Annotated in this window: 24 protein-coding genes and 2 pseudogenes; 11 read left to right on the plus strand and 15 right to left on the minus strand. The window is 68.5% G+C overall.

Annotated elements, in window-relative coordinates; genetic code table 11:
• Positions 1 to 187: 187 nt before the first annotated feature.
• Positions 188 to 1,519 carry a helix-turn-helix domain-containing protein gene (locus QQM72_RS27735; protein ID WP_314223567.1) on the plus strand — a complete coding sequence of 444 codons (1,332 nt, stop codon included), beginning with the start codon at positions 188 to 190 and terminating at the stop codon, positions 1,517 to 1,519.
• A 22-nt stretch (positions 1,520 to 1,541) separates the two neighbouring features.
• Here the strand turns inward: QQM72_RS27735 and QQM72_RS27740 are convergent, their stop codons facing one another.
• A complete protein-coding gene (locus tag QQM72_RS27740) occupies positions 1,542 to 2,381 on the minus strand; it encodes a glycosyltransferase (protein ID WP_399078929.1) in 840 nt (279 codons plus the stop codon).
• A gap of 273 nt (positions 2,382 to 2,654) precedes the next feature.
• Here QQM72_RS27740 and QQM72_RS27745 point away from each other — a divergent pair, with 273 nt between their 5' ends.
• Positions 2,655 to 3,440, plus strand: a complete 786-nt coding sequence (locus tag QQM72_RS27745; protein ID WP_314223569.1) for a class I SAM-dependent methyltransferase — start codon at positions 2,655 to 2,657, stop codon at positions 3,438 to 3,440.
• 118 nt (positions 3,441 to 3,558) lie between these two features.
• Here the strand turns inward: QQM72_RS27745 and QQM72_RS27750 are convergent, their stop codons facing one another.
• Positions 3,559 to 4,758: a hypothetical protein gene (locus QQM72_RS27750; protein WP_314223570.1), complete on the minus strand. Its 1,200-nt coding sequence runs from the start codon at positions 4,756 to 4,758 to the stop codon at positions 3,559 to 3,561.
• A 171-nt stretch (positions 4,759 to 4,929) separates the two neighbouring features.
• Here QQM72_RS27750 and QQM72_RS27755 point away from each other — a divergent pair, with 171 nt between their 5' ends.
• Positions 4,930 to 5,691 carry a hypothetical protein gene (locus tag QQM72_RS27755; protein WP_314223571.1) on the plus strand — a complete coding sequence of 254 codons (762 nt, stop codon included), beginning with the start codon at positions 4,930 to 4,932 and terminating at the stop codon, positions 5,689 to 5,691.
• A gap of 110 nt (positions 5,692 to 5,801) precedes the next feature.
• Here the strand turns inward: QQM72_RS27755 and QQM72_RS27760 are convergent, their stop codons facing one another.
• Positions 5,802 to 6,509: a prepilin peptidase gene (locus QQM72_RS27760; RefSeq protein WP_314223698.1), complete on the minus strand. Its 708-nt coding sequence runs from the start codon at positions 6,507 to 6,509 to the stop codon at positions 5,802 to 5,804.
• Between the two features lie 90 nt (positions 6,510 to 6,599).
• Between QQM72_RS27760 and QQM72_RS27765 the strand changes: the two genes are divergently transcribed.
• Positions 6,600 to 7,547 (plus strand): PIN domain-containing protein, encoded by a 948-nt coding sequence (locus tag QQM72_RS27765; protein ID WP_314223572.1) that lies wholly within the window; start codon positions 6,600 to 6,602, stop codon positions 7,545 to 7,547.
• A 20-nt stretch (positions 7,548 to 7,567) separates the two neighbouring features.
• On the opposite strand, the gene QQM72_RS27770 is transcribed toward QQM72_RS27765, so the two are convergent.
• Together QQM72_RS27770 and QQM72_RS27775 are read right to left on the minus strand one after the other, a co-directional pair.
• Positions 7,568 to 7,939 (minus strand): fic family toxin-antitoxin system, toxin component, encoded by a 372-nt coding sequence (locus QQM72_RS27770; protein WP_314223573.1) that lies wholly within the window; start codon positions 7,937 to 7,939, stop codon positions 7,568 to 7,570.
• Positions 7,936 to 8,238, minus strand: a complete 303-nt coding sequence (locus tag QQM72_RS27775; protein WP_314223574.1) for a hypothetical protein — start codon at positions 8,236 to 8,238, stop codon at positions 7,936 to 7,938. The genes QQM72_RS27770 and QQM72_RS27775 overlap by 4 nt, the downstream gene beginning before the upstream one ends.
• 164 nt (positions 8,239 to 8,402) lie before the next feature.
• Between QQM72_RS27775 and QQM72_RS27780 the strand changes: the two genes are divergently transcribed.
• The 4 genes from QQM72_RS27780 to QQM72_RS27795 all read left to right on the plus strand — a co-directional run bounded on the left by QQM72_RS27780 (position 8,403) and on the right by QQM72_RS27795 (position 11,548).
• The gene (locus QQM72_RS27780; RefSeq protein ID WP_314223575.1) at positions 8,403 to 10,043 is read left to right on the plus strand and encodes a hypothetical protein; all 1,641 of its coding nucleotides are present in this window, start codon (positions 8,403 to 8,405) and stop codon (positions 10,041 to 10,043) included.
• Positions 10,044 to 10,136: 93 nt separating this feature from the next.
• Positions 10,137 to 10,571, plus strand: coding sequence for a hypothetical protein (locus QQM72_RS27785; RefSeq protein ID WP_314223576.1), 435 nt, complete (start codon positions 10,137 to 10,139; stop codon positions 10,569 to 10,571).
• Positions 10,572 to 10,771: 200 nt separating this feature from the next.
• Positions 10,772 to 11,266 carry a hypothetical protein gene (locus tag QQM72_RS27790; protein WP_314223577.1) on the plus strand — a complete coding sequence of 165 codons (495 nt, stop codon included), beginning with the start codon at positions 10,772 to 10,774 and terminating at the stop codon, positions 11,264 to 11,266.
• 75 nt (positions 11,267 to 11,341) lie between these two features.
• On the plus strand, positions 11,342 to 11,548 hold the full coding sequence (locus QQM72_RS27795; RefSeq protein WP_314223578.1) for a helix-turn-helix domain-containing protein: 207 nt from the start codon (positions 11,342 to 11,344) through the stop codon (positions 11,546 to 11,548).
• Positions 11,549 to 11,797: 249 nt separating this feature from the next.
• Here QQM72_RS27795 and QQM72_RS27800 read toward each other — a convergent pair whose 3' ends face one another.
• Positions 11,798 to 14,449 carry an ATP/GTP-binding protein gene (locus tag QQM72_RS27800; protein ID WP_314223579.1) on the minus strand — a complete coding sequence of 884 codons (2,652 nt, stop codon included), beginning with the start codon at positions 14,447 to 14,449 and terminating at the stop codon, positions 11,798 to 11,800.
• Positions 14,450 to 14,629: 180 nt separating this feature from the next.
• Between QQM72_RS27800 and QQM72_RS27805 the strand changes: the two genes are divergently transcribed.
• A complete protein-coding gene (locus QQM72_RS27805) occupies positions 14,630 to 14,863 on the plus strand; it encodes a hypothetical protein (RefSeq protein ID WP_314223580.1) in 234 nt (77 codons plus the stop codon).
• Here QQM72_RS27805 and QQM72_RS27810 read toward each other — a convergent pair.
• Together QQM72_RS27810 and QQM72_RS27815 are read right to left on the minus strand one after the other, a co-directional pair.
• Positions 14,827 to 16,659 carry a zeta toxin family protein gene (locus QQM72_RS27810; protein ID WP_314223581.1) on the minus strand — a complete coding sequence of 611 codons (1,833 nt, stop codon included), beginning with the start codon at positions 16,657 to 16,659 and terminating at the stop codon, positions 14,827 to 14,829. The two genes, QQM72_RS27805 and QQM72_RS27810, sit on opposite strands and share 37 nt — an antisense overlap.
• Positions 16,660 to 16,764: 105 nt before the next feature.
• Positions 16,765 to 17,487 (minus strand): hypothetical protein, encoded by a 723-nt coding sequence (locus QQM72_RS27815; protein WP_314223582.1) that lies wholly within the window; start codon positions 17,485 to 17,487, stop codon positions 16,765 to 16,767.
• A gap of 231 nt (positions 17,488 to 17,718) precedes the next feature.
• Here QQM72_RS27815 and QQM72_RS27820 point away from each other — a divergent pair, with 231 nt between their 5' ends.
• Entirely contained in the window at positions 17,719 to 18,702 is a 984-nt protein-coding gene (locus QQM72_RS27820; protein ID WP_314223583.1) for a hypothetical protein, read from the plus strand.
• A gap of 57 nt (positions 18,703 to 18,759) precedes the next feature.
• On the plus strand, positions 18,760 to 18,939 hold the full coding sequence (locus QQM72_RS27825; RefSeq protein WP_314223584.1) for a hypothetical protein: 180 nt from the start codon (positions 18,760 to 18,762) through the stop codon (positions 18,937 to 18,939).
• A 358-nt stretch (positions 18,940 to 19,297) separates the two neighbouring features.
• On the opposite strand, the pseudogene QQM72_RS27830 reads toward QQM72_RS27825, so the two are convergent.
• The 7 genes and pseudogenes from QQM72_RS27830 to QQM72_RS27860 all read right to left on the minus strand — a co-directional run.
• Positions 19,298 to 20,767 (minus strand): annotated as a pseudogene (locus QQM72_RS27830) (response regulator); the annotation flags it as partial.
• Between the two features lie 192 nt (positions 20,768 to 20,959).
• A pseudogene (locus QQM72_RS40960) lies at positions 20,960 to 22,738 on the minus strand (nSTAND1 domain-containing NTPase); the annotation flags it as partial.
• 5 nt (positions 22,739 to 22,743) lie between these two features.
• Complete coding sequence (locus tag QQM72_RS27840) at positions 22,744 to 23,013, minus strand: CU044_2847 family protein (RefSeq protein WP_314223585.1); 270 nt, start codon at positions 23,011 to 23,013, stop codon at positions 22,744 to 22,746.
• A 404-nt stretch (positions 23,014 to 23,417) separates the two neighbouring features.
• Positions 23,418 to 23,795: a PIN domain-containing protein gene (locus QQM72_RS27845; RefSeq protein ID WP_314223586.1), complete on the minus strand. Its 378-nt coding sequence runs from the start codon at positions 23,793 to 23,795 to the stop codon at positions 23,418 to 23,420.
• Positions 23,792 to 24,055: a hypothetical protein gene (locus tag QQM72_RS27850; RefSeq protein WP_314223587.1), complete on the minus strand. Its 264-nt coding sequence runs from the start codon at positions 24,053 to 24,055 to the stop codon at positions 23,792 to 23,794. The genes QQM72_RS27845 and QQM72_RS27850 overlap by 4 nt, the downstream gene beginning before the upstream one ends.
• 187 nt (positions 24,056 to 24,242) lie before the next feature.
• Positions 24,243 to 24,668, minus strand: a complete 426-nt coding sequence (locus QQM72_RS27855) for a hypothetical protein (protein ID WP_314223588.1) — start codon at positions 24,666 to 24,668, stop codon at positions 24,243 to 24,245.
• A 75-nt stretch (positions 24,669 to 24,743) separates the two neighbouring features.
• Positions 24,744 to 26,138, minus strand: a complete 1,395-nt coding sequence (locus QQM72_RS27860) for a hypothetical protein (protein ID WP_314223589.1) — start codon at positions 26,136 to 26,138, stop codon at positions 24,744 to 24,746.
• Between the last annotated feature and the right edge of the window lie 88 nt (positions 26,139 to 26,226).

The following is a 26,226-nucleotide window of genomic DNA, read 5'->3' on the forward strand; positions in this document are numbered from 1 at the left end:
CTGCCGCGGCTTCGGGTGGTCTCACCCTGGCCGCCGCATCCCAGGCTTCGGAAGCCGCTTCGGCAGTGCCGTTCGCGTGCGGCAGGGAGCACTGTCGGAGCACCGTCTCGCCCTCTTCCGCCCCAGGTGGCGGGCCGCTAGCGTCGATCGGATAGGCGAGGTCGCAAGGGGTTCCACAGGAGGCGCAGTGCCGAAGATCCATCGATTAGTCATCGCACGCCAGGCCCGGAACATGCGGCGGCCTGATCTCGCCCGCGCGCTGCGCACATTGAGCGCTGAACGCAAACCGGCTCTGGGAACCGCGCCCTCGGGGGTCCTACGCTGGGAGGACGGCCGCGAGCCGGAGAAGGAGGCGCAGAAACTGCTGGCCGAGCTGTTCGACATCGACCCGTGCCTCGTCGACACCCACCCCTGGCCCACATGGCTCGAGTTCGACCCGCTTCAGCAGTACAGCGACTTCCCGTGGACCCCCCGAGGTGCGCTGGACGCCCTCCGAGACTCAGTCGGGAGTGACATGCATCGCCGGTCCTTCATCTTCAGTTCGACGGCCCTGACAGCGAGCCTGTTCTCCTGGCTCACCGCCGATCCGGCGGCCGCAAGTGGCATCACCAGCGGCCGCCGGATCGGCGAGGCCGCTGTCACACACATCGAGCGCAAGGTCAGCGCGCTGCGCCGCACCGACGACGAAGACGGTGGGGGCACCCTGATCCGCGAGGCCGAAGCGGGCAACGCGATGGTCGCCGACCTCTTGGAGAACCGCAGCTACTCTCTCGACCACGGCAGGCGGCTCTACGCCGCCGCGGCGGACCTGGAACGGATGCGCGCCTGGGCCATCTTCGACGTCCACGGCTCATGCGACGACCGGATCTTCAAGTCCGCCCTGCACTCCGCGCACAGCGCGGACGATCCGGCTCTCGGGGCGCACATTCTCACCTTCTGGGCCGCCGCCGCCTACAACTGCGACCGGCCCGTTGACGCCGAGTCCATCGCCACCGCGGCGCTCAGCGCGGTGCGCGGCAAGGCCTCACCCCGCGTAGAAGCGCTCGTCTACGCCCGCCGGGCCCGTGCCCGCTCCCACCTCGGCGACGAACGCTGCTGGTCCGACCTCGACTTCGCCGAGCGCCACCTGCATCGCGCCGAGCAGAGCAAGGACGAGGGCGAGCCGGCATGGGCGTACTGGATGAACCTCGCCGAGTTCCAGGGCTCACGCGCCTCCACTCAGCTGGCCATGGGACGGCCGCGCGACGCGGAAGCCACCTTCAAGGCCGCCGCACAGGCCTTCGACGGCGGCGCAGTGCGCACCCATGCCCTCTACCTCGCACGACAGGCCGACGCGCAGTGGCGCCAGGGACACCACGAAGAGGCCTGCGTCACGGCGCACCAGGCCATGGACCTCACCGACCAGATCAGCTCGCATCGGACCGTCGGGCCGCTCCAGGATCTCGTCGGCACCATGGCCTCGCACCAGACCCTGCCGGCCGTGCGGGACCTGAGCGAAAGAGTCACCGCCGTCAGCTGACGTAGCTCCCTGCCCAGGAACGTCAGACGATCGGTGGGCGGCCAGCCCGCGTCAGCCGCCACACCGTTCGCCACGACATCGGACGGCGCTCCCCCTGCCCCCCGCGCAAGCCTTCCGCGAAACCCCTGAACCAGACGCCTAGGTTCCCGGAGGAACGGAAACGCCACAGGCTGATCACGACCCAGGTGGCCAGATACACCGGGATCAGCACAGCAGGCAGCCGCCGCCGCGCCACCCACACCCGATTACGGGCGACCATCCGGTAGAACGGCCCGTGCCGCGCCGGGTTCGTCGCCGGATGGTGCACCTCGATGTCACCGGCGTACCAGCCGACCCGACCGAGATCCCACAGCCTCCACGAGAGGTCCACCCCCTCGTGGAAGAGGAAGAAATGCCCAGGCCAGCCGCCCACGGCGTCGAAATCCGCCCGGCGTACGAGCACGATCCCTTCGGCCATCACGGTGACGACCCCTGAACGCCGGGCGTCGCTGGACCGCAGCCGGGGAACCCACCGGCCCAGCGTCTCGCCGGTGGCGGGGTCTGCGATCCGGGGCTGCACGTACGCGGCGTCTGGGTGTCGGTCGAACTCGGCGATCAGCCGGGTGAGGGTGTGAGGATCTGGAAGGATCGCGTCATTGTCGAAAAACAGGACAAACTCGGCGTCGCCAGCGGCGAGCGCCCTGGCCCCGACATTGCGCCCCTCCGGAATACCGGTGTTGGTCGAGAGTGTGACACTTTGCACGCCATCGGGTACGTAGTCCGGCTCCACGCCGTTCCCAACGATCACAATGCGCAGATCCACGCTCTGCTGGGCGAGGACCGAGCTCATCGCCGTGCGGAATTCCCGATCCCGGTCATTCATGGTGAGCACGACGACGTCGACCCTGCGCTTGGCCGCGGGCTCTTCCCTGCTCACCTTGACCTGTCCTTCATTCGCTGGGGCTGCCGCGTACCGCTCGCCAGCGGGCGCGCCGATTTGGAGTGGGGCGCGATGGTCTTGGACGTTGTCCTGACTGCATGGCCCACCGCAGCGTAGCGCCCTCAACACCTACGGAAGAACTCCGCGTGCTGGGCCAGTGGCGCAAACCGGAACATGCTCTGAACATCTCGCCCCCACCATCGCAAGGACAACATCATGAGCGAGTTTGCTGGCACCGCCCCCTACTACGCCGCCTACCGGCCCGGCATCCCCGAGGCGGCCGTCCGCCTGCTCAGCCAAGCGGTCGCCGGCAAGCAGCACCCGGTCCTCCTCGACCTCGGATCGGGAACTGGGCAAGTGCCCGCCGCCCTGCACGAGGCCTTCGCCGAGATCGACGTCGTCGAACGAGACCCAGGCATGCTCGGGGAGTCCGACAAAGCCCTGGCCGGACTGCCCGGCACGACGGTTCGTCTGCACAACAAGCCGGCCGAGGAGTTCGTCCCGCCTCACGCCGACTGGGCGGCCGACCTGGTCACCGTCTGCCGTGCCTTCCACTGGATGGACCAGCCAGCCGTGCTGTCGCTGCTCGACGGCTGCACGGCCAAGGACGCATCCGTCGTCGTCATGGGAGACGGCAGCCTCTGGACGGCGCACTCGGCATGGACGGACGCTCTGCGGACCCTGATCCAGGAGTACACCGGCAGCAAACGCCGGGCGGGCAAGGACAAGACCTACGCGGCGCACGACCGCCCCTATCGGGAGATCCTCGCTGAGTCCGTCTTCGCCGATGTCGAGGAACACGCCATCCCCGTCGAGCGGTCCTGGACCCCGCGGACGGTGATTGGTTACCTGTACTCAACGTCTTTCGCCTCTCGTCCCCTCTTCGGAGACCGGTTGGAGGAGTTCGAGGAGCGGGCTTTCGCGCTGCTGACCGAACACGCCGATGTGGGCGTCCTGATCGAGCATGCGAGCTTCGACGTCCTGCTCGCTCGCCGCCCCTGACTGCGTATTGGGACGTCGTAGGCCTGTTGAGCCCCAACTTGGCCTCCTCTCCGCTCACCTGATGGCCCGGCCTCGGTGACCGATCTGGACGCCGCACCGTTACCCACGAGCCCTGCGATCAGGAGTGTCGGAAGCCCCGGTCGGGGTCGCGGCCCTGGTCGAACGGGGCGAACCACTCGTTCGGGGCGAGGTTGACCATGCCCATGGCCTGATGGATGCCGTTGTCGGGGTCCTCGATGCCGTCGAGGGTGTTGTCGAACAGCATCAGCACGTCGTGGTCCTGGAAAAGGACGTCGGAGCAGGCATCCCAGTCGAAATCCTGTCGGTCTTCGGGCAGGGCCGCCACGGCGTCGGACACGAACCGCGGCCGGTTTCGTGTCAGGTCCTGGGCGCGGGCGATACCAAGGTGGAGTGCCATCTCCTCGCTGGTGCTGCGCGGTTCGACTCCGTCGGTGGACGCGCAGTCGGCGGCCAGGTCATCGAAGGCCCGGGCCATCTGGCGCCGCCAGAGACGGTCTTGGTGCCAGGTCACTCGCGGCAGGGAGCCGAAGAGCCCGCCGGCGCCCGGCTGGAGCGGCTGGTCACCCAGCGCGGACACCTCCTGCCATGCCTGGTCCGACAGTTCCTGAAGGGCCAGGCGCAGAATCTCGCGTGTGCGCGCGGTGAGTACCTCGTCCCCTTCATCGTCTTCTTCGTCCCAGTCGTCGCTCCAGGGGTCGGCTCCGCCGTAGCGGGCGCGGGAGCGCAGGTGCTCGCGCACACGGTGCGCGGACTCCTCGGGGGCGGCGAGTGACGTGTCGATGATCAGCAGCTCGTCGGAGAACGCCTCGGCGCTCAGCAGTACGCCCGCCTCTGTGAGGAGTGCCTCCTCTGTGCCACCGGAGACACGAGGGAGGACGACGGCGAATGGGTTGTCCGCCAGTCGGTCGATGACGCTGGATGTCAGGGCGGCGACAACCTGGGGATCGTTCCAGGGCGCGGCGATGTGGAGGTCGTCGATCACGAGGATGCTGCCCAGGAGGTCGACGAACTCTTCGAACTCTGGGCGGAATTGACCGGCGGCATCGAGGAGTTGCTCCGCCACCACCGCGGCGAAGGACTGCTCGTCGGCCATGCGCTGGCGGAGGTTGTGGGCCTTCCAGTACAGGCCGCGTGTAGCGCGCAGACTGCCCACCGTCTCGTCGTCGGCGAGGAGGGAGATCTGCCAGGTCTGGACGCCCTCCGCGGCGGGGTCGATCAGGCGGTGGACATGCCGGAACTCCAATCTCAGTGTGCTGGGATCCGCCTTGGGCTGGGACCGGGTTGCCTGGTCGGTCATCGACTTCCTCTCGCCGTGCAGGCGCCCGCGACGGGAGCCACGAAGCCAGGCTAGCCAGGCGGAACCTCGCCACGCGAGCCATCAGAACAGACACCGCAGAGCGGCATCCTCCTCGAGTCAGCAGGACCGGTCCGGAGCCTGATGGTCTGGACGATGGAATACTGACTCGCCATGACACCGGCTCACACTGTCAACGGTCGGCGGGTCGTGGATGTGGACAACCGTGACTCTTGGCCCGGGCCGCTGGCAGATCTCATCTACTCCATCGCCGACGAAACCGAGCTGGACGAGCCGGACCTGTACGTCGACCTGGAGCTGGAGGACCGGGAGTCACAGGTCCACGACCTACTCCGTGGCCACCTTCTGCGGGCGCAGCACGCCACCAGGCTGCTCGACCACGACGCCGATGCGATCCGTGCTCATGGCCTGCGCCTCCTGGATGCCGCTCTGGTTGATGACCGGCTGAACCAGGCCCATGAGAGGGGCTATCTCACCGACGCTGAGCGGGAGGTACTGCGCTCCCAGAGCATGGTCACTTCGGGGCGGCGGAAGTTGGGCAATCGAGAGGACCAGGTCTGCCTGACGCTCTCCGCCGAGGCTACCTCCCACGACATCAACGGGGTGTGGCGGCTTCTGTCCTTCTGGGGCGGCGAGGCGATCTACTGGCGGCACTGCGACGACCCTGGTGGCGTTGCTCAAAAGCTGAGTGCCCTGGGCCGGCCCGCACTGGTCACCGCCCACCTGGACCTCTCTAGTCCCAGGCACAGCGTCTTCAAGTCGGTGGTGCACACCTTCGTCGGCAAGGCCATCGGCTACGCCCCAGCCAACGCCGACGTCCTCTACCGCAACGTGATCCCCCCGCAACACATCGAGTCCATCGCCTTCCCCGGCGATCCCGCCTACGACCGGCTTCCGGGACTCCCCACCGCCTGATTGATCGCTCTGAATGCCCCGGTCGGACGGCACCAGGTGGACGTCCATCCTTCGTGTCCCCTGGGCCAGACCGGGACACGAAGGATGGAAGGAGACATCAGAACTGAAACCTACATGCAGGAACCCAGGAGGATCCCGACGAACGCTCCGGCCAGGAGGAACGGTCCGAACGGAATCGCTGACTTGCGCCCGGCGCGGCGCGCGAGGATGAGACCGACGCCGAACAGCGCACCGAACAGGTACCCGACGAAGGTCCCGATCAGCAGGATCCCCCAGCCGTACCAGCCCAGGACGGCCCCGAGCGCAGGTGCGAGTTTCACATCGCCGAAGCCGAAGCCCCTGGGGTTGATCAGGAACAACACGAGGTAACAGGCGCCGAGCGTGAGAGAGCCGAGCAGCGCGGTGCGCCAACTGCCGCCGGCACCGGGCAACAGCGCAGCCCCTCCGAGCCCGACGAGCGCAGACACCGAGAGCGGCAGGGTGACGACGTCGGGCAGCCGGTGCACCGCGAAGTCGACGGTGGCGAGCAGCACGGCAATCGGCGCGAGCAACAGCCACACAAGCAGCTCGGGATGGTCGCCGGTGGCCACCGCCAGCACGGCGCAGACCACGGCCATCGCCAGGGCGATGGCCGGTGTGCTCGGCCCGAACGTATCCCCGTCGCTGCAGCGGGCCCGCCCCAGCCACCCGCCCCCGATCCCGTCGAGAGGGTGCCCTACCGGGCAGTCCGTTTGCCACGGCTCCTCCGGCGGAACGGAGAGCCGGTACGCGGCGCGCGGTATAAGCAGGCCCGTGCTGGCACCCCACAGCACGGCCATCGCGGTGATCCAGAGCGTCTCCACCGAACGGAGCCTAAGCTCAGCTCCGTTCGGATGTTGCGGACGGTCCGTACCGTGAGGAGCACGTGCATGCTGTTGAAGCCCGGCACCACTTGTGATCAGGCGATCAAGCTGCTGGAAAGCCTGACCTGGCAAGGGCTCAACGACGTCCAGAACGCAATCCCCCACATCCCCCGGCCCGTGACCGTCGTAGGGAGTTGGTCCAGTGACGAGGCGAAGGGCTGGGAGAGGGCAGTCATTCCAGTGGTGCGTCAGTACGACCAGTGGACGATGCAGGCCGCAGCCGAGCTCTTGGAGGCGTTCGCCGACCAGGCTGTGCCGGCGCGGCTGCGGGGCGAGCGGTACAACGCGATCGTGCACGGCCAGTTCACCCCCGACCGGTGGACATTCCTGATCAACACCGAACTGCAAGATCTGCGTACCTACTTCATGGAACTGGCCAACGAACTGCGCCTCATGAAAGACCGGTTCACCAGTCACCAGGTACGAACGGTGGTCTTGGACACCAACGACCTGCTGCACTACATGCGCTTCGACAAGATTCCCTGGCAGCGGCTCTTCGGCCCGGGCACATCTGTGATGATCCCGCACGTCGTAATCGACGAGATCGACAAGAAGTCGTATGACACCCACGACACCGGCGTCCGGAAGCGGGCCCGTGCAGTCTTCGCACTCCTGGAACAGACACTCACCCAGATCGAGGCCGACGGTCGGGCGGTCGTCAACAACGGGGAGACCGTCGTCGACGTCCTGCGGGACGAGCCTGGGCACATGCGGCTGCCGAACAACGACGATGAGATCGTCGCCCGCGCCTGCCACCTGCAGCAGGCAATCGCTCCTGCGCCGGTCACGGTCATCACCGGGGACAACGGGATGCGGGCTCGCGCGCTGTCCTGGGGACTGCAGGCCCGCGTCCTGGACGAGAAGTACAAGATCGAGCGGCTGAGTGCTGCGGAAAAGGCGGAGAACGAGCAGGCCATCACGTTCGCGGTGCCCGACGATGACGAGAAGGGGTAGACCCGGCTCCGGGCGGGACCTCAGCCGGAGGACCAGGCGCGCAACTGTGCGGCGACCTCCTGGACCCGGGCGCCCTTGTGCTTCGAGCGCATGACGAGCGTGAGGGCTTCCTCCGGCTCGTAGTGCAGATACTGGCCGTTGGTGTTGAGGAAGGTCTCGGCGACCAGCCACGCGAAGAACTCGTTCTTCGCCTCAAGCGGCTCGTGGAGCGCGATCGTCTCCAGCATGGCCGCGGCATTGAGCCAGTCACTCCCGTACACGTCGCGGCCCATGTAGTGGGCCTGGACCCGGGCGCAGGCGGCGTCCAGGACGCCCAGGTCGAGACAGGCCGGGTCGCCCGGGAGGGTCTGCGCGATCTGCAGGAGCTCTTGCGGGGTGAGGAACCGGGTCACGCGGCGTGACCGTGCTGCTGGCTCTCGTGCAGGTCGCGGCTGCTCATGGGCGCAGGGTCGGGCCAGGTGGCCGTGCCGGTATCGGCTGCGCGGGTGTCCTGGGTGGCAAAGACGTCGGCGAGCTGCGGAACGCGGTCGCGGGTCTTGCCGAGGGCCTTGAGGAACGGATCGTCGGCGGCCGCGAGCGCCGCGTCGCGGACGAAGTCCTCGGGGGACTTGCCGAGGAGGTGGGCGGCCGCTGTGACGCGCTCGTATTCCTCCGGCGCGAAGGGCGGTACCTGGGGTCCGTTCTGGTCCATACGAGCGACGGTACCAGCGGGTGCGGCCCCGGCCGAAGCCGTTCGGACAAGAAGAAAGGGGCAGCGGCCGTTAGACGGCGGGTGCCCCTTTAAGTCTGGGACGAGGATACCACGTGATCGTTGCCGCGCGCGGTGTGCGCGATCACCTCGGCTAGGGTGCTGCGATGGTCGCAGCCCCAGCTGTTTCGGATCCCTACGCGCGGCACGTGCTGGCCCGCATGTCGGACTTCTTCACTGACGAAGGCACGCCGTGGGCGCGCCGTCTGTGGGACATAGGTTCCGTGCTCGCGCTCGAGGAACTCTGGGAGGCCGGCTCCTGGCAGGCCCAAGGGGTGCTCTCGCCGACCGCGTGCGACTGGCAGCGCAACGAGCTCAACGCGCTGATCGGCCCCGACCGGGGTCTCGGCGACAGGGACCTGCGCAAGGAGCTCACTGGTCTACTGAAGAACTCGCTGCCGGATCCCAGCCCCGCGCGCCGCCGTCTCAAGGAGATCATCGGGCACGTCCGGGTCGGCTATCTGGAGCGGTGGGCGGCGGCAGTCAGTGTTCCCGTCGAGGAGCGGGTCAAGCCGGAGCGGTACTCCCGCACGGTGGCCTCCCACCTCCTTGACCTGGGCTACAGCGCCAGCCACCTCAAGGCCTGGGCGAAAGATCTCTACGACGCGCGCGCCACCACGGCGGACATAGCGGATAGTGCCGCCGGGCTTGCGCGGACGCCGGTCCGCGCGTACGAGGTGCTGGTGGCGCTGGAGAAGGTGCCCCAGCGGCAGCTCGCCGAACCGCTTGAACACTGGTACGACAAGGGCAAGGTCGTCGCCTGGCTGCGCGAACACGGCCACGACACCGCGGGCATCCGGCCGGGCGGCGGGTTCGTCTACCGGTTCACGGCGCTGGATCCGTTCAGCGCCGCCGAGCAGGCGCGCCAGATGGTGGAGCGGATGACCGCGCGCTCCCAGTTCCTGCGCAAGGACCGCGGCGGGGTCAAGCCACTCCCCTATATCTGGGTCGCCGGTCACGCGCGGCCCATCCCGCTCGATCCCCCGGCGCGGGGCGCCGATGTCCTGACCCTGGTCAACGAGGGGCACCTCTACCGGGTCGCCGGCACCCGCAGCCGGATCGACGACGCCCTGGAACTAGCGGCCGCGGTCAACCGCGGCCCGATGGCCCCGGCCGTCGCCGGCGTGTGGGCCGCCGTCGAATCGCTACTGATGCACCCGGACGACCCCAAGGCGGAGCACGAGCGGTCCGGCAAGGCAGTGTCAGCCGACCGGATGGCGGCCATCATCGCCTGCTCGTGGCCCCGCGCCGAGCTCACCGCCCTCGCGCACCGCCACAAACCCCGTACGAAGGACGACCTCGCCCGGGCCATCACCGCGGGCGCCACAAATCAGGTACGCGCCCGCCTGGTCGCCGAGGCCCTCCACACGAGCGGTGCCTCCGCTCTGGACTTCACCGGCGCGTCCACGAAGTACAGCGACCGGCCGGCTGCCCAGCGCATGGCCGACCTGGTCCAGAACCCCCGCCCGGTACTGGGCGACGTCGCCGGCGCCTTCCGGATCGCGCTGCGCAGGCTGTACCGCACGCGGAACATCGTCCTGCACGGCGGCGCCACCCAGGGCGTGGCCCTGGAGGCTTCACTGCGCACCGCCGCACCGCTGGTCGGCGCGGGCCTGGACCGCATCCTGCACGCCGCGTACGCCGAAGACCTCGACCCGCTCGACCTCGCGGCCCGGGCCGAAGTCGCCCTCAACCTCGTCAACGGCGAGACCGGGCTTTCCGTCGTCGACCTCCTGGAACCCGTCTGACCGGCAGGCCCGCGCGGCACGACGCGGCCCTCTTCGAGTGAGCGCCCCGCCGAACCACGGTGCGCGCCGTCTGCACAGCTTTACGATGCACAGATGGCTTCCTACGCGAAGGATCCGCGCTGCATCGCCATGGCCGAAGCCTTGGTCCCGTTGCTGCGTCGCGCCTGTCCCGAGGGTGCCGGCGGGTTCGGCGCCTCGTACCAGGTCAATCTGGACGATGAGGAGGCCGTCGGGCTGGGCGGCGTGGAACTGATCAGGGCGGCCATGCGCAGGGCGGCCCGTCAGCTCGGCTGGAAGGTCACCACGATCGGGATGATCGGCACCCGCTTCGGCACGATGGTCGCGGTCCAGGACACCCGGGACGTCCCCGAGGAATTCCGGGCGGTGGTCGACGCAGCAGTGGAGCAACGCATGAGTGCCGCGCTCGCCAAGGTGTGGGGCGAGCCGGGCGAGGCGCCTGTCCAGCGCGGCTCGGTCACCCTCATGACGCAGGAGTTCCGCGCGGCGGTCGCCTCGGCGAACGCCTGATCCGCCACGGCCCGCAGGGCTTGCCCGACGCAAAGGGGTACACGTGCCGCATGGCGCGTGAGCGGGTGCGGTGGCCTGTCGTGGTGGACCGGGCGAGGCAGATCGTGGTGGGGTACGCGCGCCCATGCGCCCCTGGCGCGCAACACTGCGCTGACAGCGTTGTGTTGTCAGCGCGGTGCTGTGCCAGGAAGGTGAGGGACATGACCAACACTGACAAACCGAATCATCCGCCCTGGCCAGTCCCGTACGTGATGGACAAGGGGCAGGCCGAACTGCTCGCCCAGCTCTCTGGCCGCTACGCCGACGCGTTACCCGAAGTCCGGGACCGCGCTCCTGAGGCGTCAGTGCCCGTACTGCTGCACGCGGTCCACGCCCACCAAGTCCGTCGACTGATCGCGTCCGATCCGAGCTGGCAGAAGACAACAGGGCGCGTCGTGGAGGTCGAAGACCGAGCTGAGGACGTCGCTGCTGCTCTGGCGTTGCTGCGGGTCGCTCGTGCCGACCTGGATGGCCTGGAAGGCACCCTGCTGTTGGCCGCCCGCTCCATCAGCGCGACCACCGGCAAGCCCCTGCTGACGTTCAAGAAGATCGCCGCAGCGCTCGACGTTGAGTCCGAGCAGGCCGCCCAGGGCCGCTACCGTCGCAAGGTCGGCAGGCTGAACGCCACGTCCTCCGGCGTCGATGGCACCCCGTAAACGACTAGATTCGTCGCCGGACTCCGAGCCGATGCGCGATGATCGCCTTCCGGGACGCGGTGGAGGAGACGAGGCATGGTGGGCAGGGGAACGAAGATCACGGGCGCGGCGCGCGACAAACTCGCCGCCGACTTGAAGAAGGCGTACGAGAGCGGTGCTTCTATCCGGACCCTGGCTGAGGGCACCGGTCGTTCGTACGGCTTCGTCCACCGCCTCCTCACCGAAGCCGGCGTTACTTTGCGCGGCCGAGGCGGAGCCACCCGCAGCCAGTCCGGCGTGTGAGCCACCGCACCGCCGAGTGCAGTCACGCCTTCCTGGTCCCGGAGACACTGCGCGCCCGCCGACAGGCTGAGCCGGGATCAGGTACGCGCTCCCCGCTGCTTGCTGGCCCGGACAGTCAGCGGGCGCGATTCCACCAGTCCACGCTCTCCAACGCCAGGACCTGTGACGCGGCCTGTTCGTTCCCCGCGGCGCATAGCCCACACCTCAACTGCCCAAGCACGTCGTCGGTCCGACTGCGGGCCGCGGTGGCTATCGGGCGGTGCGCAGCAGGTCGCGGCGTGCGGTGACCAGGTCCCGCCACCGGGTGCGGGTGGTGTGTTCGCCGTCCAGCCAGCGCGGCGGGGTGTGGTCGGCGGGTAGTGGCAGGTCGGCCATGAAGTGTGCGATGTCGGTGTAGTAGGCGTAGGTGCCGTCGCTCGTCTGCTCGCTAAGCCGGGCGATGGTGGCGGTCAGTGCGTCGTGGTCGTCGAGGACGGCCTGGTGGAAGGCGACGGCGACGTCGAGGGTGGGTGTCATGGAGGTGAGGCCCGCGACGTCGAGTTCGGTGCGCAGGGTGCGGACGCGGTCGTTGAGGGCGGGGCTGCCGGCGTCGCGGATGAGGGAGGCGATGGCGGCGTTGATCGTCGTGGCGCGCAGGTCGAGGCCAGCAAGGAGCTGCTCGGCGAGGTCGAGTTCGTCGTCGGCCTGACGTGGGTCGACGAACGCGAGGGTGAGGGCGCGCAGGGCCTGGTTGTGTGCGGCTTCGCCGGCTTTGGCGTGTTGTTCGGCTTCGAGGCGCCCGGCCAGGTACGCCTCTGCCGCGCGCTGGGGTTCTCCCTGGATCCAGTACAGGTCACCGAGGACGCGCTGGTGGCGGCCCTCCCACCCGAGGGTCTGTGCGGCGGCGAGCGTGGTCGGGAAGTCGCCGGCCAGCCGGGCGGCCTGCGCCAGTCCGCGGCGGGCGGCCTGGGCCAGGCGGCCCTCGCCTTCGGCCACCTGCTGGTATCCGCGGCGTGAGTCGTGGGCGCGTCCGATGTCGCGGAGTGCTTTGGCCCGGTAGTAGACCGGCATCTCCTGCAGTTCGGCGGGCAGCAGGCCGGAGTCGATGACGGCGGTGAGCCGCTCCACGGTGCGGGCGCGGTGCTCGCGTTGACGGCGGGCCAGGGCGCTGAGTGTTTCGACCAGCGCGTCGGCCGGCGTCGATAGCTCGGCGCTGTCGTGTCCGTGGGCGGGCGGCGCGAGCGGCTCCCACACGGAGTCTCCGACGTAGGTGAAGGCGGCCTCGGCGAGCCAGCCGAGCTCGGCGAGGTTGAAGTCGCGGGCCAGCCGCAGCCCTTGCCGCAGGACACCGATGAGTACCGCGCGGTCCCTGCGCGGCCCGTGGGCCCACTCCTCGCCGAGGGCGGCCTGCGCGCGCAGGGCGGCCCGGTGCCAGTCCTGCTCGGACCACCGGTCGTCAGTCTGGTCGTCGGCGTTGCGGATCGCGGAGCGGACTACCTGATGGAGGTGGAAGGGCCACAGCCCCGTCAGGTCCTCGCGGATGAAGGGACGTTCGGTCAGCCGCAGGGCCGCCGCATCGCGCGTGAGCCCGGCCACCTGGGTGGCCAGCGGCACCGAGAAGGCGTCCAGCAAGGACACCGAGCGCAGCACGTGGCGTTCGTCGCTGGTCAGGTCGCTGAGGGTGCGGGAGATCAGGGCGGGGAAGTCGCCGAAGTCATCCGGCTGTGGCACGCGGCCGCTGCGCCGTATTTCCAGAAACCGCATGACGGCCAGGTCGAGGTAGAGGGGCAGGCCGTGGGAGCGTTCGGTGATGGCCTGGCGCAGGTCCGGCCCGATCAGCGGCTGCCCGTTGTGGGCCAGGCGGCGGGCGAGGTGGTCGTCGCAGTCCTCGGGTGAGAAGTCGCCGACCAGGATCTGCCGTACTGCAGGGCCGCCGTGTGTGCGGGCGCCCGGTACGTGTCCGGCCAGGCCGGGCCACGAGGTGGGGCCGGTCCAGTCGAGCTGTCCGTGCAGGCCGTCCTCGGCCCACTGCAGCCGGTCCCGCCCGGTGATCACGAAGAACGCGTTGGGCATCAACCACACGATGCGCTGAAGCAGCCGTTCGAAGTCGCGGTGGGTGCGGTCCCCGACTTCCTCGAAGCTGTCGAATAAGACCACCGGGGTAACCCGCTGAGCAGCGGGGATTTGGGCCAGGTCCCAGGCGAGCAGATGAGCGGCGAAGCTCAGCGTCTCCAGGTCCGGTTCGGCTTCGAGTATGTCGGCCAGACGGCTGCAGCCGGCCAGCGCGCGTACGGTCTGTCGCCGCTCGCGCAGCGCGCCGACCAGGGTGGTGGTGAGCTGGCCAACGGCGCCCCCGATGGTGCCGGGCATGGCCAGGGCCTGGGCGACATCGGCCAGCGAGGACTGCAGCTGGCCCGGCAGATTGACCGCGTTGCTGAACCGGCTGAGCATCCCGCCGCGCCGCAGGTACTCCTCCAACGGCTCGCCCGGGTGGTTGCGTTCCCAGTGCCGGCGCAGAGCCAGATCGAAGGCGGGCATCGGCCGCCCCAGGGCGGCGACCGCCAGGCGGATCGACAGAACCACCCGCTCGAAGTCGACGCCACTGGCGCGGGCCAGGTCGATGCGCACCGGCAACAGCCGCTCGATCGGCCACCCAGGAGCGGCCCACTGTTCGGGGCGCCCGCCCGGATGTGTGAGCGACGCCTCGGTCTTGCGGGAGAACGTCGACTTCCCGATCCCGCCGACCCCGTGGGCGACCAGAACGTTGTGGCGCGGGCTGGCCAAGTCCTCCACGTCGAACGACGGGTTGGCGACGCGCTGCAGATGGTCGGAGAGCGCTGCGACGACGGCCTGCCACTGGGCCTGGCGGTTCGTGAACGCCTCCTCGGCCGCCACCGACCGGTCATTCGCACCGAACAGCATCCGCAGATCCCGCGCCACGACACCCCCCCAGGAAAGATCATCAGCGTAGCAACCTATGCGATCCCCGGTAGTGCCCTGCGGCGGTTTTCCGCACCACGGGCGCCGGGGCGCATCTTCTCGGCCAGGGACAATGACGGGCCATCACCCCCGATACCCGAAGGACATCCCTTGCCTGACCACGTGACCCCCGAGGCCGTCGAGCAGCTGGTGCAGGAGGTCAGCGCCTGGTACGCCGAGCAGATCATCAAGGAGCGGCGTGCCGGCGCGCCCGATGCCAGCCGCCTCAAGACCTTGAAGGAAGAGTTGGCGGCATGTGCCGCCGACCAGCAGGCCCTGCAGGACGCCGACGAGGAGGAAGTCGCAGAGATCGCATCCCGCTACGCGGCCCGCGTGAAGGAACTCGAGGGCCAGTAACCAGGCCCTTGGTGGAGAACGGGCAGCGCCGCCGTAGAGATCGTGGAGGCGAGGGCACGCGGCTGCAAGTGGACGGGCATAAGAGGCCAGGCCAGCGCGGCAATCCCGACCAGATCCGACCGGTACTGGGGCAGCGCACTCTGCACCTGCTGCAGCGTGGCCAGGAACTGCGCCGCTTCAGCCGGGGTGTACCGCCGCCGCTGCTCTACCTCCACCACGTGCCCACCCTGGGGCGGCTGCGCCCAGGCACCGCCCGGGGTGCGCTCGTTGCGGTACACCGCAGTCAGGTCCCTGCGGATCACGGAGACGGAGTGGACAATGCGCGGCTCGTCCTCGGCTGCGCGAACCACATCGGGCAGCATGGAGTCGGTCCGGGCGTGGGCGGCGGCCTGGGTGAAGCGAGGAGTGCCACCGCTGCGGGCCAGCTCGGCGCACCGCGTCGCGGTGCCCAGTCGGCTGTCCGCGGCCCGCACGCCCAGCACGATCAACTCCACGCGGTAGCCCGCCTCATGGTTGCGCCGCGCCCCGTCGAGGAAGTGACCGGCGCTGTCCGGGGCGATCTCGATCACCAGGTCGCCGCGGCGCTCGCGTACATACGACTCGGCCATCTCCTGCCAGGCCCGGTAGTCGCGACGGATCCGGGCCGAGGCCGTGCGCGGCTCCTCCTCCAGCAGCCGCCGGTAGTCGGGGTGGACCGCCTTGAACATCCCGCCCTCGATGCGCGTGGGGCGCCGGGCGCGCAGCATGCGGCGCAGCATTCGCGCCGTGTAGCTCTTGCCGGCCCCCTGCGCCCCCATCACATACAGCGCGATCGGCTGATCGTGCGGAGTGATGCTGCTCAGGTACATCGGCACGACCAGTTCGTCGAAGACGAAGCGGTGCTCGTCGGCGGATAGGCGGTGGAAGTCGACTCCGGGCGGCACGGTGAGCGGCTGGGCGATGCGGCGCACCGGCTCGGCCAGCGCTGCGGCCCGCTCCACACCGCCAGCTACCGTTAGGCGCCGCTCAGGAGTACTCACCGACGGGTGGTGCGTCCGCTGCTCTACCTCGACCACGCAGCGGCGAAACCGCCAGGTCTCGCCCGCCGTCCACCACCGCGCCCACTCCGCCTCCAGCGCCTGGATCGAGTTAGCCGGGGAGTGCCCCGGCCCGCCTGCGGCCCGATCACTGTCGTACAGCACCTGAAGACCACGTCGCGCCACCGTCACCCGGTCGGCGAGCCGGTCAGCCTCAATGATCTGCAGTGACCGGGGCAGGGCATGCACGCAGCGGTCGAAGTTGTCCCAGGACACGTACCGGCCGGTGGCCAGGTAGCGGTCGAGCACGCTCAGCTGCGTCACGGCCTCCGCCTCGACCAGCACCACCAACTCGACGCGATATCCGGCATCCCGGTAAGCGCGGGCCTGCTCCGGGTCGGCAACGGGGCTTTCCACCACCGCATCGAAGCGCCGCTCGCGCACGTGCTCTTCCACCTCCGCCTGCCACCGCAGCACGTCCGGCCGCACCCGCACGCCCGCGGTGCGTTCATCGCTGCGCAACAGGCGCTGGTACGCGGGGTGAGCACTCTTGTACAGATCGCGGCCGATCAACACCGCGCCGCCCCGCCGGTCGAGGACCGCCTTCAGCACCTCGCAGACGGTGGACTTTCCGCTGCCCGGCAGCCCGGCAACGAGCACCACCACGGGCTGATCCTGCGGAACAGCATCCTTGGTGCAGGCAGGCAAGATCTGCGACGCCAGGATCTCCTCGTGCTCGGGATCGGGCAGCACGACCGGGCGGACATCCGCGTCCTTCACCGCAATCCCTTCTTCTTCTCCTGGAGCCGGCGGCCGTCCCGGGGACCCAGGTGGTACGCCTCGGACGAGTAGCTGCGGCTGGTCATCGGGTGCTCTCCGCCTCGGTCAGAACCAGTGGGGACGGTAGGCGCCGCCGACGCGGGTGGGGCAGTCGTCGCCGGGCCGGAGCGGAAGCTCCCCCGCCGTGTACGCAGTGGTGACCGCCTCGGCGTCGAGTGCACGGCCGCCGACGGCCGTGAACTCCCACTTGTTCGGCTCGGCCTCGCGCCAGCCGGCCGGGTCGAGCTCGTAGACGCGCCGCACGATGCCGTCTACGGCGACGATGGCGTACTTCGCCTCGGCGCGAACCTTCTTGCCGATGGGCCAGACGCCGCGGTCACTGTCGTACTGCTCGGGACCGCCGACTTCTCCGACACGGACACGTGCGTCATCGGGGTACTCGCGTACACGGTCGCGGCGCGAGATCACCACGGCGACGTTCTCGCCACGCCGCAGGTCACCGAACCGTTTGGTGACGGCCTGACGGCTGACCTCAAGGGCCTCGGCGACCTCGTCCCAGTTGGCCCCGTGCTCCAGGGCGTGCCCGACGTCCAGGCGGATGCTGGAGCCGACCAGCATTTCGAGGTGCTTGTAGATGGCGACCCGGCCCAACCGGGCGGCCTTGATCTGGTCATCGCTGAGGCCATGGTCGTAGAGGCTGATCGGTGGGTCGTCCGGCCCGAGACCGGCCGCACGCCGGGCAAATCCCCACGCCAAGTCGTCGAGGCTGGAATGCAGTTCAGCACGGTCAGCCCTCTCCAGGGGATGCCGTCCCATCTCTTCACTCATGAGGCAACCCTAGTAATCTCCCCTCTCGATGGCAAAGGGATTACTAGGGTTGCCTCATCTGTGTAAGCCGAGCGGCGGTGGAGACTGACCCGCGCACCGGCACGTACGGCCGCCGTTGCGCCGAACGGGTGAACCCCGCTCCATCGATTGGGTGGTGGCGCCGAACGGCGTACCAGCAAAAGGTGCAGGGTGTGGGCGGAACCATCCCGCGGAGAGAGACGGACCCAGCCCATGACCCTGTTCGGCGTCGAGGACGTCCTTCACCGTGACCACGAGTCGGACACCCTGGCCGGGACCGAGCTGCGCGAGCAGGCGATCCAGGCGGTGGCCGCGCTGTCCGCGACCGTCGGCGAGGACCCCCAGACCCTGTACCGCCGGGTCCTCAAGCTGCTGAACCTCCCCCGGCTCTCGGACGCCGACGACCACGACCTGCGGGAGATCCTCCGGGAGCTCCGCCTGTGCGAGCGGGAAGGCCGGCGCGCGTACCGCGCACGCCTGCGCCGCGTCACCCGGGTCGACCGGCCCGGAGGCATCGGCCGACTGCCCCGGCCCCGGTCAGTCAAGGCGGCCAGCTCGCCGGGGACGTGCTCACTGTGCAGCGACGAGTACAGCGCCGGAGAGCTGATCGGCCGCCCGCCGTTCCCGGAGGAACTCCCCTACGTGCCGATCGGCTGGCTGTGCTGGCACTGCCTGGTCCAGCGTCGTCAGCAGCCGCGCCGTCGCGACGTCCTGCTGCGCACCTTCCACGCCCTGTTCGCGGGCATGGAAGGGGTGGGCCTCAACGGCCACGAGTGCGGCGTCCTGCTGGACTGGCTGACCGAGGAGCCGGCGCTCGCCAACAGCAAGCCGTGGACGGCCGACCCGCTGGAGAACACCCTGGTCCGGCTGCGGTCCAGCACGGCCGACGCAAACCCGGCGACCTGGCTCAGCGCCCAGACCGCGCACACCATCGTCGCCGTACTGCAGGAGGCCCCCGCCTCGCCGGTCATGACACCCCAGGACGGCGAGACGCTCGAGGCCCTGGTCCAGCACCTGGCCGAATGGGAGACCAACCCCGCCGGCGTACGGCGGGCACAGTACGGAACGGGCTGGCGCTACCGACAGCGGGTGCTACAGCTCACCGGCCACCCCACCGCCCTGTCCGAACGCGGCGGCCCCTTCCACCTCTTCCAGTGCCGGGTCAACCCCTCGGGACAGCTCGTCGAGACCGAATAGACCAGACCACGGGCGGGCAGCACTGCCACACACAGAAGAGGAGAGGACCCGTTGCCCATGCCCAAGTTCTGGATCGGATCCCGGGAGTACCCGTCGAAGAAGGCGGCGCAGGAAGCAGTCCGCGACGTGCTGTACGGATACAGCGGGGGGAGCATCGTGGACCAGGAGGCGGATCACCTGCTCCTGCTGGACCTTCTCGGCGGCCTGCCGCGCGGCAGAGTGCCCAGAGGTTGTTGACCTGTGTGAGGACCAGGTTGACACCGTCGCCGTACTCGGCGGACAGGAACTGCGCGGCCTCGCCGAACTGGTTCTCGTCCAGCGCGCCGGCCAGCACCTGCTGGGCGGCGACGGGATCTGTCATGTGCAGGTAGGGGCGGCCTTCTGTTCCCGCAGCCAGCCACGCAGCGCCTTGTCGTCGAGGTCGTTCACGGCCAGACGGAAAGTAGAGTCACCACCGCGTCTCATGACGTGGCGACGCGCGGAAGAGGCACGCAGCTTCTGACGCTGAGGCACCGGCGACCAGTAAGGAGCCGAGCAACTCGTACCGCAGGCGCCGACGCCGGATATACGGGAGTTCTGCAGATGGCCTGTCTCGTCATGTACGACGGATCCACCGTTCCATAACGCGCAGTAACTGATCAGTGTCGATTGGCTTCGTTATGTAGTCGGAAGCACCGGATTCGATGGCCTTCTCCCGGTCTCCCTCCATGGCCTTCGCGGAGAGTGCGATGATCGGAAGCCCGGCGAACTGCGGCATCCGTCGGATCGCTGCCGTGGTTGCGTAGCCGTCCATCTCCGGCATGGCGATGTCGACCAGAATGGCCGTCACATCGTCACGCCGCTCCAATACTTCGATGCCCTCACGCCCGTTCTCCGCATACATCACGTCAAGCCCATGCTGCTCCAGCACGCTCGCCAGGGCGAACACAGTGCGGATGTCGTCATCGATGAGGAGCACCCTCTCACCTTTGAATTGGCAAGCGAGCAGTGTGGGCGGTAACTGTGCGTCTTGGACGGTAGGGGGTCCGCCGTTCTCGCGCGTGGTGAGCGTTTGGGTGGCGGCTGCGGAGCTCGGTATGAGGAATTGAGGACTTGCATCGGCTGGCTCACCCGGGTCTGGCGGAGCCCAGTCGGGTGCCAGGGGGAGGTAGAGGGTGAAGGTGGAGCCGTGGTCTGGTTCGCTGTCCGGGTGGATTTCGCCGCCAAGCAGGTGCGCGATGTCGCGGGCGATGGACAGCCCCAGTCCCGTACCGCCGTACTTTCTGCTGATCGTGGTGTCGCCCTGCCGGAACGCCTGGAAGATCACCTTCATCTGGCTGGCTGCGATACCGATTCCGGTGTCTTTCACGCAGAACGCGATCAGTTCGGCGTCCGCGTCGCTCAGTGAACCCATCTCCAGCAGGTGCTCGCGGATCGCGGACGGCATATCTGATCTGGCCGGGCGGATGAGTAGCTTCACCGACCCGCTGTCTGTGAACTTGACTGCGTTGGACAGCAGATTGCGCAGCACTTGCAGTAGCCGCTGCTCGTCGGTGTGCAGCATCGCGGGCAGATCTGGGGAGACCTTGACCGAGAAGTCCAGGCCCTTCTCGTCTGTTAGCGGCCGGAAAGTCGCCTCAACATAGTCCACCAGCTGAACCAGGGCGATGGGGGTGGGAAGCACGTCCATCTTGCCTGCCTCGACCATGGACAGGTCCAGGATGTCGTTGATCAGCTGCAGCAGATCCGAGCCCGCGCCGTGGATGGTCTCGGCGAACTGTATCTGCCGTTCCGAAAGGTTGCCCTCCGCGTTAGCGGAGAGGAGCTTCGCGAGAATCAGCAGCGAATTCAGTGGTGTGCGCAGCTCATGCGAAATGTTCGCCACGAACTCGGACGTGTAGCGCATGGAGACAGCGAGTTGTTCGGCACGCTCCTCCAGGGCCTGTCGGGCTTGCTCGATCTCGCTATTCTTCACCTCGATATCGCGGTTCAAGGTAGCCAAGAGTTCTGCCTTCTCCTCCAGCTCGGCGTTCGAGACCTGCAGCTGCTTGGCCAGCTCTTGTGATTCGCTCAGCAACAGTTTGGTCCGCTGTTGCTCCAGGACTGCTGACCTGCTGTTCTCAATCAGACTGGCCACTTGCTGGGGAATGTCGGCGCTGCGCTCCTCCAGCCACCCTTGTGCCTCGGCCACCCGAGTGGCGGATAGTAAGTCTCCATCGGAGGCACGCTCCTCCATGACAGCGAGCCATTGCTGAAATTCGGCGTCTTCATCGACCCAGGCCGCCAGGCGGTCCCACTCTCGAATCAACGCCTCATGTGCGATTTCCGCGGTGTCCGGTCCGTTGGAGCCGAGAGTGACCAGTCTCTGTTCAGGTTGTGCGAGGAGTTGGGCAATGTACCAGTCAGTGGCGAGGTGAGATCGCTGGGCGGCGACTCTGACGGCACTGCCCGCACCCCCGCGGGCTCGCACCATCGAAAGCAGGACACGGCGGATCCGGCGCTCGTCCACCTGCTGCGCGAGGATGTAGTACGCCTTTTCCGCGTGCCGGTTCAGGGCTCCAGAGACTCCGCCCAGACCGTGATAGCTGTCGAAGCTGATGCGCCGCTGCTGCTGTGTCGGCCAGAGTTCTGTCAGGGCGAATTCCAGGAGCGGGAGGCTCCCCGCTGCTTTACCCGCTTCGCGGGCGATCGTTTTCGCCAGTCCTGGGGTGAAGGTGACGCCCGAGAGTTCCGCTGGCTCGACAATCACCCGGGTCAATGCTGCTTCATCCAGTGGCGAGACATTCAGCTGCCGGTCCTGGAGGCGCAGTCCTACGTCGGGTAGTTCGAGCAGATTGGGAAGGAAGTCCGCTCGCAGGGTACACACTAGGCGGACATCTGCGTTCCGCAGGGTGTCCGGGGGTGGCAGCATGTGCTGAAGGAACTCCAGTGGCTTCTCGGCGTTGCGGTCACTGCTGATTACCTCTTCGAACTGGTCGCCGATCAACGCCAGCCGTCGGCCAGTGAGCAATGCTATTCGGCTGGCGACCGGCCAGAAGCCCTCCTCTCGCAGTGAACGGGCCCGGGTGTCCAGCTGTTCAAGGGAGTAGTCCCCGGCCGGTCTCTCAAGATCTAACAAGGCCCGGGCTACGGCTTCGTACGGTGCTGCGCCTGGGCGGAACGATGCAACGGCCCATCCGTCCGCCGCCAGCGCTGGCTGTAAGCCGGCCGCCACGAGCGACGACTTGCCCACCCCTGACGGGCCCGTGACCACGACGAGGGGCTGCGCCCTGACCATGTTCCGCAGCCGCTCGACCTCGCGTTCCCGGCCCACAAAGACCCCGGCCTGCGCGTCCGCAGCCGTGAACGTCTGAAGACCGCGGTACGGGCACGGCGGAAGGACGCTGTGGCCGAGCACCTCGGGCCAGGCCGCAGCCACTTCTGACAGCGGCACCGCGTAGGCGTCCTCCGCCGCGCCGTCCCGGCTCGCCACGGCGAGCATGCCTATGACTGCGTCTCCCCACCGGTCGGTAGTGATCACTGGCGCTCCGCTGTACCCGGGCTGCGTTCGCAGAGCCGACTCACTGCCAGAGTCCAGCTGGATCAGGCCGCCGCCGACGGCTCCACGCAGCACACATGTACTCCAGGCGCCGTTGACTCTGCGGGACGGCTTGCCCGGATAACCGAACACCGCCACCTGAGCATCGTTGGCTGCGCCCGCTCGCGCATCGACCAGCCGTGCTGCTCCGGCGCTCGGCGGCAATGCATCTCCGCCGACCAGGACCAGTCCGGCTGTGTCACGGCCTGGACGGCCAGCGCCGGGAGGGGGATCCCAAGCGGCAATGCGGCAGTTGCGCAGCGGTGCGCCTTCGGCGTCACCCAGCAGCGGGAACTCGACCTGAATACGCGTTTCAGCCGGGGGACGCTCACAGGTGCCCTTTTCTCGTCCCAAAGCCGCGTTGACCACATGTGCGCACGTCACGATTTCCTTGCTGCCCACAACGAACCCGACGCCGACGGGAGCATCGCTGGTCCCCAGGCGCACCTTGACGAGGAAGCCCTCACGCTGCATGCCCATGTGAGTTAGGGGCGGTTCCAGACCAACCGGACGGTGAAGTTCACTTCAGCGGTCCCTTTGGAAATGATCACGCCGGTCTCGCCGCCCATCTTCAGGCCGAACGCGATTTCCGCCTCGTCCGGCTTCAGCTCCCGGACTGCCTCAGCTACCCGCGACAGCGTCGGTTTCACCTGTTTCAGGGCATCGTGCACGGACACCCGTGCACGAGCAATCGCGCCATCACCGGCTGCCAGTTCAAGGTCTGTGCCCATGAGGTCGTCATCAATCTCGAACACGGCTCTTTCTGTGCCGCTGTCATCCAGTGGCATCTCGAATAACCGCCCCACGCGCGATCCCTCCCCTAAGAAGCACCACAAGCATCGGTCCCTGGACCGAAGCCGCCGCGTTCATCCTCGGACATCACGTCTTCCCTTCGCAGGGTTACAGGGAAGAAGGTCGCGTCGTGCGGTGACCATGTCCCGCCACCGGGCGCGGGTGGCTCCTTCGCTGTCCAGCCAGCGCGGCGGGCAGCGTCACCGTCTCTGTTTACTCGTTGCAGCCGTGGGTGCAGGCGAAGGTGTCCTCCGACGGCCTGACGTCGGCAGATAGCGACACGACAACCGCGGCCAGCAGCCAGATGAGTCGGCGACACGCGCGAGGTGCCGACGCCCAGCCCACGGCAGGCGAAGCAGTGGTGGTGTCAGGGGCTCATCGGGTTGAGCGGGCTCACCCCGGTGCCTGCGTACAGGTCGGGGTCCAGGGACAGCAGGGTGGCGTCCTCCCCGGCCTGCCGGGCCACGATCACCGAGGATGCCGGATGCAGCACCCGCCAGTCCGCCTGCCGCCACGCGCCGGCCACCAGGGCGTGGGCACTGGTGAAGTCCGCGGCCGTGGTGAAGCGGCGCCCCAGAATGTGCTGTCCGGCGCCTGGTCGTTCACGCTCGGCGACCGCTGCGGACAGGGCAGGGATCACCATCTCGGCGTAGCCGTAGCTGGCTTCGACGTACAGGCCGTTGAGGAATTCGTCGCCGTCGGCGAGCGCCATGATGCAGGTGTGGTCGAGCAGGACGCGGATCACGCGGCGTGGTGCTCCCGTCCGAGGCCCTGCAGGAAGGATCGCGCCCGGGTACGTGCGTCTTCAGAGACGGTCACGCCCGTCGCCTGCCGAACCTCTTCCAGAGCCTGCTGCGCGCGCAGTTCCTTCTCCTCCTCGGTCAGCTCCCGCGTCACGAGCTCCGTCAGGAGATCGTTCATGGTGGTGCCGCGCTCGCTGGCCAGGATCCGCAGGCGGTCGCGGACGTCCTTCGTGGTCTTGATGCTGGTGTCTTGCTCACCCATAAGGCCACTCTACCGCCAGTAGAACGCCTGCGGGGGGTGCTGCACCCGGAGGACCCGGGTCGTAGACGGCGCGAAGATCTCCGGCACGGACCTGCACGCCGCCACGCCGGGGATGCCGCTACAGTCGCGAGCGGCGCCCGAAGCCACCTCTAATGGCTTCGGGCGCCGTGTGTCGTCGCCGTGCGGGTCAGGCCCGGGTGGGTGCGATGTAGTGCCGGACGGCGACCATGAGGCACCCGGCGGCGGCGAATCCGGTCAGGACTCCGCCGACCCGGGCGCCGGCGGCAGCAGAGCCGGTCAGGTGCACGGCGTCGGCCAGGGTGAGAGCGCCGATGAACGCTCCGGCCCACAGGACCGCGCAGCCCAGGACGAGCAGGATGAGGCGGGCTTCGAGGGGCAGCCAGTCCGGGCCCTTGGAGGGACCGATGCGGGTGTTGACGTGGGCGATGTGGGCGGCGAGGGCCTGGTCGCGGGAGCCTGCCGGATGCCTCGGCATCCGGTTGCAGGAGCAGGCGGCCCTGAACCTGGCGTCGCCGGCACGGGTGGACGCGTCCTCGTCGATGACGATCTCCGGCAGGTGCCGGCCGTCGTCGATGGCGAACCGGTCGAACACGGGGTCCTCCTTCTCAGGTGCGGTTGATGGATGTGCTGTGCGGGTCGACGGTCCCGACCGTCGTACGGGCAGTTGTCAGGAGGTGCTCTTTCCGGGCCCGAGCCGGTCGAAGTAGTCCTTGAGGACCTCCTCGCTGAGCTCACCGTCCATGTTCAGCGCGCTGCGCAGGGCCTTGACGGTGGCGTCGGCGGGGGTGTCCCAGCGGTTGTGCGCCTCGCGCATGATCTCGCCGATCGTCCAGTGGGCCGCGTCGGGATGGTGCCGGACGAACCAGTCCAGCATCTTCGCCACCGGGATCGTCAGATTGAGGTCCCACCAGTACGGCTTCTCGGCGGCCTTCTTCCTGCTCTTCGCATCGCGGAGCCTGAGCATCTCGGCGAAGTCGTCGAGGACGGCGTGCCGGATCGTCGCGCCGAGGATGTCGGTGGGCAGGATGCGGTCCAGGCTGACCGCGACGCTCCACGCCAGTTTGTCGGCGACCTCCTTGACCGACGCCTCGTTGCGCTGCCGCAGGATCCACCGTTTCCGCACGTCCGGGCGCTCCCACAGGGTGCTGAGGAAGTCGTTGGCGAACCGGTCCCGGACCTCGGCGGCCCCCGGCGACAGCTCGTCGCGGTCACCGGCGGACATGGCCGCCCGCACCCCGTCGGCGGAGCGCCGGCGTGCTTCCACCCAGTCCTCGGCCACCGGCCGCGACCACTGCGCGCGGCCCCCGACGGTCGCCTGCGGCAGCGGCACGTCGCTCTCACGGCGCGAGATGTAGGCCCGCAGCGTGGAGGCACTGATCTCCCCCCTCGCGGCCATTTCGGGGACCCCCAGCAGCTGGTCGCCGGAGAGCTCCGGGCTGGCCACGTTGACCACGCACCGGTCCAGCGGCAGGGCGTTCTCCTGCTGCGCGTGCAGCTGTGCCCACATGGCCAGGTGGTCGAGCCAGTTCTCCGGCGTCGGCGCCTCGCGGTCGAAGGTGGCGACCTTCAGAACGTGCGCGCGGGAGGGGTCGGCGCGGCCGTCGAGCATGTCGGACGCGGTGACCGTGACCGCGGCCTGTGCCTTGCGGCGTTCGTAGTCCTGGCTGACTGGGTCCCAGATCTGGCCGGGCCGGTACCAGGTGGTGCCGTCCCACCAGTAGCCGCCCGCCCGGTACAGCAGCGGGTCACCCGCCCAGTCGTTGTGCAGGGATGAGGTGTGTCCGTCGCTCATCAGGATCACGGTCCGGCCGTGCTCGGGGTGGTAGCGGACGGCCCAGGCGAGGTTGTGGTTGATGGGGTCCGTGGTGAAGGCCCGCCACCCGCCGTTGGAGCGCTCGGGGTCGAAGCGCCCCCAGGTGCCCTGGGCCTCGTGGCGGCCGACCGCCTCGATGGCCTCGGGGCCCTCGTCCAGCGGGAGATGGGAGTCGTCGACGAACGGCAGGCCTGGGACCGGGTGATCGGTTCGGGTGCCGTTCGCGAACGGTCGGAAGTAGTGCGACAAAGTGTTGCCCTTCTTTTCCCGGTGAGTGCTGTGTATCTAGTACAGCACTTCAATGCCCCCTTCTACAACGAACCAAAACCCTTTAGTA

Source organism: Streptomyces zaehneri (assembly GCF_032248645.1).
GTDB lineage: Bacteria > Actinomycetota > Actinomycetes > Streptomycetales > Streptomycetaceae > Streptomyces > Streptomyces coriariae.